The following is a 10,373-nucleotide window of genomic DNA, read 5'->3' as shown; positions in this document are numbered from 1 at the left end:
TCCGAGGCCGGAACGGGAAAGCCCGTTCCGGCCTCGGACAATGGTAGCGGGGACAGGATTTGAACCTGCGACCTCTGGGTTATGAGCCCAGCGAGCTACCGAGCTGCTCCACCCCGCGTTGCGCTGACAACCGTAGCGCACGAACCGGTGCGGGACCAAAACGCGTCACGGACTCCGGTTCGCGAGAACCCGAGACCGGGTGGGGCGCGCTTACGCAGCAGCGGGCGATGCCCACTCCCGAGTGAGGTGATGCACATTCGCGCCGGAATGTCCGATTCCGGAATCCGGGGGTGTTACCGTGACCGCGCGCTGGTTACCGCCCGTCGTCGACGGGTGGTTCGTAAGAGGGAATCCGGTGGGAATCCGGAGCTGCCCCGCAGCGGTATGTGGAAACGACCGCGGTCATCAGCACTGGGCTCGCGCCTGGGAAGCGACCGTCAGTAGGTGATACGGGAATCCGTTTCGCGTCCATGAGCCCGAAGACCTGCCGGCGCGGCCCTGCCACGGGTGGGGTCGCCGGTCGACTTCGAGGGAATGGTTGACGAGACATGGGTATACGTCTGTCTGCGCGCGTCGGATCAAGGGTGCTGCGAGTAGATCCGGCCCGATGAGAGCGCTGGAGCGACGCCGCCTGCCCCTGCCGGTGCTGGTGGCGGGGCTCAGCGCGGGGCTGGCGGTGGTTTCGGTACTCGCGCTGGGTCTCGGTGCGGCGCATATACCGTGGCGCGACACGGTCGGTTTCCTGTGGGCCGAACTCACCGGCGGAACAGTGGTCGCCGCCGAGGTGGCGAACTACCGGATCGTCGTGGATTCCCGGCTGCCGCGGGTGCTGCTGGCGGCCGCGGTAGGCGCCGGGCTCGGCGGGGTCGGGCTGATCGTGCAGGCCATGGTCCGCAACGCCCTCGCCGATCCGTATGTGCTGGGGATCTCCTCGGGTGCGTCGGTGGGTGCCACCGCAGTCGTCCTGTTCGGCGCGTTCGGCGCGCTCGGGATCTACGCCCTGTCGACAGCGGCTTTCACCGGGGCGCTCGCCGCGACTGCCCTGGTGTATGTGCTGGCGCGGTCGGCGGCCGGGCTGGTGCCACTGCGACTGGTACTCACCGGCACCGCCATCGGTTACGGGTTCTCCGCGGCGACCACCGTGCTGGTGTTCCTGGCCCCACGCGGCGGCGATACCGCCCGGTCGGTGATGTTCTGGCTGCTGGGCAGCCTGGCGGGCGCCACCTGGCAGATGGTGCCGCTGATCGCGACGGTCACCGCGCTGGGGTCGGTGGTGATCCTACTGTGCGCCCGTCATCTCGACGCCTTGTCGATGGGCGACGAGGTGAGTGCCGCCCTCGGGATGAACGCGGCGCGTTTCCGCCTGCTGCTGTTCGTGGTCTCCGCGGCGATGACCGGCTGTTTCGTCGCGGTGTGCGGGGCGGTCGGGTTCGTCGGCCTGATCGTGCCCCATCTCGCCAGGCTCCTGGTGGGCGCCGGCCACCGGCGCCTCGCCGTGCTGACCCCGGTGCTGGGCGCGGTGTTCCTGGTGTCCGCGGACCTCTTGGCCCGCATTCTGATCCCACCGCAGGAGTTGCCGCTGGGAGCGGTCACCGCCGCGGTGGGCGTACCGGTGTTCGTCCTGTTGATGCGGCGGCGCGGCGCGCTGGTGGAGCGCGGCTGATGCGGGTCGACTATACGGAGGTGACGGTCGAGATCGACGGCACGCCGATCGTGGCCGCGGTGACCCTGGCCGCCGAACCCGGGCAGTTCATCGGCATCGTCGGCCCGAACGGTAGTGGTAAATCGACCCTGCTGCGCTGCCTGTACCGCGCGCTGTCCCCCGCATCCGGCCGGGTAGCGGTCGGCGGCACCGATATCGCGGCGATCAGTATGCGCGAGAACGCCCGCCACGTGGCGGCGCTCACCCAGGATTCCTCGACACCGTTCGATTTCACTGCCGCCGAGGTGGTGGCCACCGGACGGCTACCGCACGCCACCGTGCGGCGCGGCACCCGGCGGCGCGATGCGGAGATCTGCGCCGCGGCCATGGCAACGGCGGATATCGCGCATCTCGCGAACCGCTGTTTCCTGTCGCTCTCCGGTGGGGAACGCCAGCGGGTCCTGATCGCGCGGGCTCTGGCGCAGCAGCCGCGGGTGCTGGTGCTCGACGAACCGACCAATCACCTGGACGTGCACCACCAATACAGCGTGCTGGCCGCCGCGCGCGGTCTCGATATCACCGTGGTCGCGGCACTGCACGACCTCAATCTGGCCGCGCAGCATTGTGATCGGCTCTTCGTTCTGCACCGCGGGCGGCTGGTGTGTTCGGGCGATCCGCACGAAGTGCTCACCACCGATGTCCTCGGCCGCTGGTTCTCGATCGGCGGTCATATCGTCGCTCATCCCCGGCTGGGCGTCCCGCAGGTCATTTTCGACGACAAGGATTACGGATGAGAGCCTTTCGATCGCTGATCCCGCTGGTGGTAGGCGCGGCGGTGTTCACGACAGCCTGCGGCGCCCAGGTGCAGGACGCCGCGAACGCGGCCGGCGGGCCGCAGACAACCGTCACCAACTGCGGTGCCCCGCTCACGATCGACGGGATACCCGAACGCGTGGTCACCAACGACACCGGTATCACCGAGATGATGTTCGCGCTCGGGCTGGCCGATCGCCTCGCCGGATACACCACCTACCCCGGTAAGGAACGCGATATCGCCTCCTCCCCGTGGCGGGCCGATTTCGAACGCACCCCCGAACTCGGTGACGCCTTCACCAAGGAGGTGGTCCAGGCCGCCGCCCCCGATTTTGTCTTCGCCGGCTGGAATTACGGCTTCCGGGAGACCACCGGCCTCACCCCGGACTGGGTACGTTCGATCGGCGCCGACCCCTACCTGCTCACCGAATCGTGCCGGCAGACCGGCAGCACGCGGCGCGGCGTGATGGAACCGCTCGACGCGTTGTACACCGATCTGACGAATCTGGGCGAGATCTTCGGCGTGCGTGCGAAAGCAGAGGAACTGGTCGCTGCTTATAAAGAGCAGGTCGCGGGCGCGGATACGGGGGCACCGCGGGAACCGGCCCGGGTCTTCCTGTTCGACAGCGCCGCGCCGGAACCGTTCACCTCGGGCCGTACCGCGGCGCCGTCGCAGATAATCCGGGAAGCCGGTGGCAGCAATATCTTCGACGATCTGAACGATTCGTGGACGTCGGCCTCCTGGGAAGCCGCGGCTCAGCGGGACCCGCAAGCCATCGTGATCGTCGACTACGGCGCGGGCCCCGAGAACACCGTGGCGGCCAAGATCGAGCAGTTACGCCGGCATCCGCTGATGGCCGGTACCACGGCCGTCCGGGAGAGCAACTTCATCGCGTTGCCCTATGCCGCATTGGTAGAGGGCCCGCGCAATCCGCAGGCCGTGGTCACCGTGGCCGAATTCCTGCGATCCAGAGACTTGTAGTCGCAAGGCGACGCCCACCGGCGACCACATCTCTCCTCCCCCGGTGCGCTGGTGCCTAGAGCTTGAACCGCTGGAGCAGGGCCGGGATCTTCGATGCCGACATCAGGGCCTTGAACTGCCAGCTGTCGTCCCGGGGAAGGATGCCGCCGCGCTGGGTGACGTCGAAGGCGTCGTAGAGGGTTTCGCCTTCCTCCATGAGTCCGTCGGCGTCGAAGTGGTAGCGGTCCACTGCGGGGCACTGGATGAAACGGCCGGTGCCGTACAGGACCGGCGCGCTGTCGTCGTAGGGGTAGAGCCGCAGCGGTCCGTCCCAGTGGCCACTGCCGATGTAGCGGATGACGACCCGGACCTTCTCGTCGGGCATGACGTCGAGATACACCTGGTCGGGCAGCGGGTCGTAGCGCCAATCCGGGATGGCCTCGAAGAAGGCGAAGTTGTATTTCACGAATTCGTCGATACCGACGATGGTGCGACCGAAGGTGGTGACATCGGTGTAGCGGATATCCGGCGCGTACAGCTCGTGGTTGAGGCTCATATCGCGGGCCAGGAAACTCCACCAGTACTTCTTCGCCCACTCCATCAGCCAGGACAGGTCGAGGCCGAGTTTGCCGTAGTACTCGAGTTTCCGGTCGAACTGCACGAACCACTCCTGTGTAGTGGCCTGCAGTTCCGGTTCCGGGATCACCCGGATCGGTACGGCGCGATTGCCGTCCAGGAATTCGGGCGCGGGCCGCGCGAGGCGGGGCCGGCGCAGCGCCTGCTGAAACTTTTCCTCACTGAACACCGCGGAAACCTTTCGACGAACCCGGCCGCACCTTGCATCGTACGGATCCGGGCCGCCGCGCCACGCCCGTTTCGGGCACCCGCGGCGGGTCCGCCGACCAGGAACTACCACCACTGTCGAGAAGACAGTGGACTTCGGCATACGCCGCGGGTAGCGTCGCGCGGTTCGGGCGGCACATGTTGCCGAGTATCGACCGGGGCCGGGGATGACTGGAAATGGGCCATCTCCAAGAACAATTGGTGCGCGGAAATTCCAACGCGGGTCTCGGCGGAAAGACGCTGCCCGGCGACGGTAACTCGACGACCGATATCGCCTATGCTCGCGGCAAGAACGGCGCTCGCCTGTTCTACCGCAAGGTGGACGAGGAGATTGTCATCGTAGCGAAATGCTCCAAGGCCGACGAGGACAAGGTGATCAGCAGATTGAGGGATCTCTATGGTAGCCGAACAACCTAGCCATGTTGTGCGAGAAAACTTTTCGGCACATTTTCTCCTGGGCGCGGAAGACGATCCGGAGACGGTCGACAACGTCGATGTGATAGTGACACTGGACGATGGCTCCCGGTGCTCCGCGACGGTCCTGACCCTCGAGCGTATCGAGGCGATCATGCAACAGTGGCGGGCCTCCGGGGAATATTCGAGCGGCGCCTACTTCACCTGTCCCGACCTGGTACTCGTCCGGCAGGCGAGGATTCCGGCGATCCTCGAGGTACTCGAGTACATGGTCGCGCACGACCGCGACAGCCTGGTGCCGATTCCGGGCGATTGAGTCGTCCGGCGCGCTCAGGCGGGCAGCCCGAGGAGCTCCGCGCTGTCGCGCCACAGGATCCGCGCGGCCTGCGTGCTGCGTGCCGCTTCCGACGGGTCCGGCCAGGTGAGCTGCCCGCCGCGCAAAGCCGCATAGCTGCGTCCGGCCGGCGGGCGTGCGACTCCCGAGGCCAGGTCCGCCAGCGTATTTCCGGCGTCGGGCGGGGTGTTGAGGGTGCGGTTGAACCGGCGGACTGGCCGGCTCAGCACCGGCGACCCCATGATCGACCACGCCGCCCGCATAGAGCGCGGCAGATCCCTCGCGAGTCCGGTACCGAATACCTGCCCCGGACAATAGGCGATCGCGGTGATCCCCTTGTCCCGCACCATTTCCTGATCGGGGAGCGTCCGGGCGGTGAGTACCGCACACAGTTTCGAGGCCGTGTAGGCGTGTTCGCCGGCCTTGCGCGGGCGGGTGTCCAGTCCGGGATCGCGATCGGGGTGGGCGAGCAGTGCGGCGGTTGCATGCCGGGGCGGCGTCAAGCCGGCGCGGGCGGTGGGATCGTGGGTGCCGCTGGTGGTGAGCACCACCGTCGCCCTCTCGGCGAGCACCGGCATCAGCAGCCGTAGCAGCAGATAGTGCGCGAGGTGGTTGACCGCGAAGGTGGTTTCGAAGCCGTCGGCGGTCCGGCGGTTCGCGTCGGCGAGCACCAGTCCGGCATTCAGGATCAGCGCGTCGATCGGGGTACCGGCCAGCTCGTCGCGGACCGCGCCGGCGAACGCCCGCACCGAGTCCAGTTCGGCCAGGTCCAGCGGTAACGACCCACCGCACTCCTGCACCCGGCGCGCCCCGAGCAGGAGCCGGGTATCGCCCGAACGCCGGAGCCGGCCGGCCGCAATGGCCCCGAACCCCGACGTGCCGCCGGTCATCACCATCGTCGACATAGCGCCCCTCGGCTCCGTCGGATCGTGTTCACAGGATAGGTCGTATTCCGGGCCGCCGCCCGCGAAGCGTGCGGACGCCGGACACCGGAGCGGGGTCAGTAGGCCGCGGTGAACCGGATGCCGCGATGCGCGGGGCGTTCGGCTTCATCGAGGAGGACCACGGCGAGGTCTTCGTAGGACAGCGCCGACATCCCGTCCCGGTCCACCACCAGGGTGTCCCGGCCCAGCCGGTAGCGTCCGGTGCGGACACCCGCGTGCAGCTGCGCGGGCGGGCTCAGATAGGTCCAGTCGGTGCGGGTGGCGGCCCGGCACACCGCGAGCTGATCGGCGCACGCACGGGCGATCGGGCGCAGGGATTCGGGGAAACCGGGCTCCTCCAGCACGGTCAGCCCGTCGGTGCCGGGCACGGTCAGGGTCGCGGCACCGCCCACGAGCAGTAACCGCACTCCGGCGCGGGCCGCACCCACCGTCAGGCTCGCGGTGGTGGTGATCAGCTCGTTCTCCTGCCCGGCGGCGGGGCGGGTCGCGCCGATCGCGAGGTCCTGTCCGGTGAGGAGCGCGGCGATACCGTCGGTGTCGGCGGCGTCACCGATGCGGGTCTCGGCCGCGCGCGGGAGCTCGGCGGCCCGGGCGGGGTCGCGGAGTACGGCGGTGACCCGGTGGCCGCGAGACAGGGCTTCGGTGACGACCCGGCTCCCGACCTGTCCGGCCGCTCCGAAAACGGTGATACGCATAGGTTTTCTTTCCCTCTGGATTGATCGAAGTTGCGAGAACGCCGGCCGGTTCAGCGCGTGACCCGGCCGCGAGCACGGTCCCCGGCCCACAGCAGCACCGTGGCCGCCGCCAGCACACCGCCGGTCACGGTGACTCCCGCCCAGCCGGCCCGGTCCCACGCCACCGCGGTGAGTGCGGAGCCGGCCGCGCCGCCCAGGAAGAAGGCGGTCATGAACGCCGAATTCAGCCGGTTGCGGAGTTCGGGGGCCAGTGCGTACAGCACGTACTGGTTGCTGTTGAGCACGGACTGCTGGGCGACGGTCAAGACGATCGCCCCGGCGATCAGGGCGAACAGCGAACCGGCGCCCGCACCGAGCGCGGCCCAGGCCACCACCAGCAGCGCCGCCCCCGCACCCGCGACCCGGTGCACCTGCCCGCGGTCGGCCAGCCGCCCGGCGATCGGGGTCGCGGCGGTTCCGGCTATCCCGACCAGTCCGAACAATCCGATCGCCGCCTCGGACCACTGATAGTGCGGGCCGGCCAGCAGGAACGTCACCGCGGTCCAGAACATGGTGAACGAGGCCATCGACAGCGCGCCGAGGCCGGCCCGCAAGCGCAGCACCGGCTGCGTACGCAAGAGTCCCACCGTGGACCGGAGCAGCGCCGGATAGGACAGCCCGGCCGGTGTGTGCAGCGTGGGCAGCGCCCGCCACAGGGCGACGGTGACCACCGCGAGCACGGCCGCGCCGAACCAGTACACGGTGCGCCAGCCGCCGGCTTCGCTGAGCAGGCCCGCGACGGTGCGCGCCAGCAACCCACCGACCAGTAGCCCGCTCATCACGGTCCCGACCACGCGGCCGCGGCGTTCGGGTGCGCTCAACGCGACGGCGAAGGTCACCAGCACCTGCGCGGCGACCGAGGTGAACGCGGCGAGCGCCGTCGCCACCAGCAGGACGACCGGATGTCCGGCGACACCGGCAGCCAGCAGGAACACCGCCGTGGCAGCGAAGAGCATCACCGCGAGCCGCCGTCGCTCGACGAGATCGGCCAGCGGCAGCAGCAGGAAGAGCCCCAGGGCGTAGCCGGCCTGGGCGGCGGTGACGATCAGCGCCGCGGTACCGGTGGACAGCCCGAGATCGCCGCGGATGGCGTCCAGCAGGGGTTGGGCGAAATAGTTGCCGGCCACGATCAGGCCGGTGGCCACCGACATCAGCGAGAGGAGACCGCGCGGCACACCGGAAGTGTCGCGGGTGTTGGGAGTGTGCCGGGGCCCGGCCGCAGTCGTCGTACTCATGAGATCAACCCTGCGGCCCGGAGATCTATGAGTCCAACACATGTTTGTCAGACCAATGATCGTGATTCACGATAGTTCTATGGAACTGCAGCAGATGCGCTACGTCGTCGCGGTGGCGGAAACACGGAATTTCACGCGGGCCGCGCGGCAATGCCTGGTGGTGCAGTCGGCGCTGAGTCACCAGATCGCCCGTCTCGAACGGGAACTCGGTGCGAAGCTCTTCGAACGCACCAGCCGCCGCGTCGAACTCACCGCGGCCGGCGCGGCCTTCCTCCCGGCGGCCCGGCAAGCGCTCGAGGCGGCCGACCGGGCGCGCGCCGAAGTCACCGCCGCGGCCGGCGAGCTCCGCGGCCGCCTCGCCCTCGGCGCGATCCCGAGTGTCGGCGCGATCGATCTGCTGGGCACGCTCCAGGATTTCCGCATCCGCCATCCGCGAGTGCAGATCAGCCTGCAGATCGGGACGAGCGGCGACCTGGTCGACGATATCCGCCAGGGCCGGCTCGATATCGCCTTCCTCGGGCTACCGGCCGGTAGCGCACCGCGCGCGGTGGCGGCGCGGGAACTGGGCAGCGGTGAGCTGGTTGTCGTGGTCTCCCCCGGGCATCCGCTCGCGGGGGCGCGCGATCTCGACGCATCCCGGCTCGGCGGCGAACTGTTCGTCGATTTCCCGGCGGGGTCGGCCGGACGGGCCCAATCGGACCGGGCCTTCACCGCCGCCGGAGTGCAGCGCGAGGTGGCGTTCGAGGTGGTCGCGGTGGACTATTTCGTCGAACTGATCCGGCGCGACCTGTGTATCGGGTTGCTGCCGGCGTCGATCGCCGGGGCCTACCCCGGCCTCGGGATCGCCACCCTGCGCGACCCGCCGCGGCGGGTGGAGTACGTGGTGTGGGGTCAGCGCGCCCTGGGGCCCGCCGCCGCGGCGTATCTGTCGGCCCTCGGGGTGGTGCCGTAGCCGGTGGCCGGATCGCGTACCCGCCGGCCGCCGATCCCGATTCCGTTGCCCGGCTATCGCGACAGCACGGCCACCAGGAAATCCGACTCGTCGGTGAATGGGCGCAGATCCCAGGTGGACAGCAGGAGGTCTTCGCGGAAGCCCTGTTCGGCCGCGTCGGCGCGGAACTGCGGGAACGCGTAGTCGCGACCGGCACCGAAGCCGACCACCAGGCGCCCGTCCGCTGCCAGATGCCGCGCGAAGCCGGCCAGTACCGCGGGCCGGGTGGCCGGTGCCAGGAAGGTCATCACATTGCCGGCGCAGACGATGACATCGAAATCGGCGGCGATACCGCGGGCCGGGAGATCGAGTTCGGCGAGGTCACCGACGAGCCACGCCGGTCCGGGGTAGTCGGTTTCGGCGGCGGCGATCAGCACCGGATCCACATCCACGCCGACCACCGAATGCCCGGAGTTGTGCAGGAATCCGCCCAGCCGTCCGGGGCCGCAGCCGGCGTCGAGTACCCGGCCCCGGCGGCCGAGCATCGCATCGATCAACCGCGCCTCCCCGAAGATGTCCTGGCCTTCCGCGGCGAGGGTGCGGAACCGCTGGACGTACCACTGCGAATGGTCGGGGTCGGCGGCGACGAGTTCCTCCCATTTGCTCGGTACGCGCCCTGCGGGGGTGTGCGCGTTCATCGGTCTCCTCCTCGGGTCGGGCTCGGTGGTGCGCAATCGTCCACCGTACGGCCACCGCGTGGTACCGCATACGGAACCTCGGGCGGCAAGCTGATGAGACGCGATTCACGGGCGCCGGGCGGGCGTCGCCGGATGTGGTGATGGTCGCAGCCGCGGCCGTGATCGGGAGGGCCTGGGCAGCGCTGCCCCGGGATCCTGCGGGCGGAACCAGGCTCCGCGGACTTGCGCGGTCAGCCCAGGTGTTTGCGGAGTACTTCCAGATGGGTCGGTTTGGCGTCGCCGAGCCGTGCGCGACCCGCCTCGGTGAGTTTTAGGAAGTTCGCGCGCCGGTCGAAATCGCAGGCCGCGCGCTCGACCAGGCCGGCTTTCTCGAGCCGGGTGACGGTGCGGGAGAGCGCGCTCTGGCTGAGGTACATCTCGGTCTCGATATCTTTCATCTTGACCTTCTCGACCTGCTCCTGGCCGCCGCAGCGACCGCCCAGGATCTGCAGGAGCTCGAACTCGCTGAGCCCGAGTTGATGCCGGGACTGCAGCGCGTTCTCCAGTTCGCAGGAGGTGCCGTGGTAGAGGCGCAGCGTTTCGGACCACTTCGCGCAGACGTCTTTGTCGGTGTCGTGGTACATGCCCCCAGATTATCATGTCAAGTCATTTTATGCGCGAGCATTACATGCGTTGACATTTAATGCTCGCGCATTTAAGTTCTCCTTCGTGACCTCGACTGCCACCCTTACGCAAGACCTCACCCCGCCCGCCGCCCCCCCGGGCGGCCGCGGGGGGGCCCCACAGTGGGGGCGCCGGGTGGTGGGCGGCCCGGGGCGGGTTCT

12 protein-coding genes, 1 tRNA gene and 1 riboswitch are annotated in these 10,373 nt (G+C 69.0%); of the genes, 6 read left to right on the top strand and 7 right to left on the bottom strand.

All coding sequences use genetic code 11. The annotated features are described in order from the left end of the window. Positions 1-41: 41 nt before the first annotated feature. Positions 42-118: transfer RNA gene (locus QH276_RS29535), tRNA-Met, on the bottom strand. Between the two features lie 175 nt (positions 119-293). Then, positions 294-506: riboswitch (cobalamin riboswitch) on the top strand. Between the two features lie 101 nt (positions 507-607). Between QH276_RS29535 and QH276_RS29530 the strand changes: the two genes are divergently transcribed. From QH276_RS29530 to QH276_RS29520, 3 genes are read left to right on the top strand one after another with little or no spacing between them, the layout of a single operon-like run. Next, on the top strand, positions 608-1,663 hold the full coding sequence (locus QH276_RS29530) for a FecCD family ABC transporter permease (RefSeq protein ID WP_280402234.1): 1,056 nt from the start codon (positions 608-610) through the stop codon (positions 1,661-1,663). Continuing rightward, a complete protein-coding gene (locus QH276_RS29525) occupies positions 1,663-2,436 on the top strand; it encodes an ABC transporter ATP-binding protein (protein ID WP_280402235.1) in 774 nt (257 codons plus the stop codon). Before QH276_RS29530 ends, QH276_RS29525 begins: the two co-directional genes overlap by 1 nt. Further along, positions 2,433-3,437, top strand: a complete 1,005-nt coding sequence (locus tag QH276_RS29520) for an ABC transporter substrate-binding protein (RefSeq protein ID WP_280402236.1) — start codon at positions 2,433-2,435, stop codon at positions 3,435-3,437. The genes QH276_RS29525 and QH276_RS29520 overlap by 4 nt, the downstream gene beginning before the upstream one ends. A gap of 55 nt (positions 3,438-3,492) precedes the next feature. On the opposite strand, the gene QH276_RS29515 is transcribed toward QH276_RS29520, so the two are convergent. Continuing rightward, positions 3,493-4,221: a nuclear transport factor 2 family protein gene (locus QH276_RS29515; protein ID WP_280402237.1), complete on the bottom strand. Its 729-nt coding sequence runs from the start codon at positions 4,219-4,221 to the stop codon at positions 3,493-3,495. 215 nt (positions 4,222-4,436) lie between these two features. Here QH276_RS29515 and QH276_RS29510 point away from each other — a divergent pair, with 215 nt between their 5' ends. Together QH276_RS29510 and QH276_RS29505 are read left to right on the top strand one after the other, a co-directional pair. After that, positions 4,437-4,676, top strand: coding sequence for a hypothetical protein (locus QH276_RS29510; RefSeq protein WP_280402238.1), 240 nt, complete (start codon positions 4,437-4,439; stop codon positions 4,674-4,676). A 7-nt stretch (positions 4,677-4,683) separates the two neighbouring features. Next, the gene (locus QH276_RS29505; RefSeq protein ID WP_280406974.1) at positions 4,684-4,989 is read left to right on the top strand and encodes a hypothetical protein; all 306 of its coding nucleotides are present in this window, start codon (positions 4,684-4,686) and stop codon (positions 4,987-4,989) included. A gap of 14 nt (positions 4,990-5,003) precedes the next feature. Here QH276_RS29505 and QH276_RS29500 read toward each other — a convergent pair whose 3' ends face one another. The 3 genes from QH276_RS29500 to QH276_RS29490 all read right to left on the bottom strand — a co-directional run bounded on the left by QH276_RS29500 (position 5,004) and on the right by QH276_RS29490 (position 7,920). After that, on the bottom strand, positions 5,004-5,912 hold the full coding sequence (locus QH276_RS29500; RefSeq protein ID WP_280402240.1) for an SDR family NAD(P)-dependent oxidoreductase: 909 nt from the start codon (positions 5,910-5,912) through the stop codon (positions 5,004-5,006). A gap of 95 nt (positions 5,913-6,007) precedes the next feature. Continuing rightward, the gene (locus QH276_RS29495; RefSeq protein ID WP_280402241.1) at positions 6,008-6,646 is read right to left on the bottom strand and encodes an NAD(P)-dependent oxidoreductase; all 639 of its coding nucleotides are present in this window, start codon (positions 6,644-6,646) and stop codon (positions 6,008-6,010) included. Between the two features lie 50 nt (positions 6,647-6,696). After that, positions 6,697-7,920 carry an MFS transporter gene (locus QH276_RS29490; protein ID WP_280402242.1) on the bottom strand — a complete coding sequence of 408 codons (1,224 nt, stop codon included), beginning with the start codon at positions 7,918-7,920 and terminating at the stop codon, positions 6,697-6,699. A 79-nt stretch (positions 7,921-7,999) separates the two neighbouring features. Between QH276_RS29490 and QH276_RS29485 the strand changes: the two genes are divergently transcribed. Continuing rightward, a complete protein-coding gene (locus tag QH276_RS29485) occupies positions 8,000-8,872 on the top strand; it encodes a LysR family transcriptional regulator (protein WP_280402243.1) in 873 nt (290 codons plus the stop codon). Positions 8,873-8,925: 53 nt separating this feature from the next. On the opposite strand, the gene QH276_RS29480 is transcribed toward QH276_RS29485, so the two are convergent. Together QH276_RS29480 and QH276_RS29475 are read right to left on the bottom strand one after the other, a co-directional pair. After that, the gene (locus QH276_RS29480) at positions 8,926-9,549 is read right to left on the bottom strand and encodes a class I SAM-dependent methyltransferase (RefSeq protein WP_280402244.1); all 624 of its coding nucleotides are present in this window, start codon (positions 9,547-9,549) and stop codon (positions 8,926-8,928) included. Between the two features lie 230 nt (positions 9,550-9,779). Beyond that, on the bottom strand, positions 9,780-10,172 hold the full coding sequence (locus QH276_RS29475; protein ID WP_280402245.1) for a MarR family winged helix-turn-helix transcriptional regulator: 393 nt from the start codon (positions 10,170-10,172) through the stop codon (positions 9,780-9,782). Between the last annotated feature and the right edge of the window lie 201 nt (positions 10,173-10,373).

The organism is Nocardia carnea (assembly GCF_029869215.1).
Lineage (GTDB): Bacteria > Actinomycetota > Actinomycetes > Mycobacteriales > Mycobacteriaceae > Nocardia > Nocardia carnea_B.
This window is presented reverse-complemented; position numbering and strand designations above follow the sequence as displayed.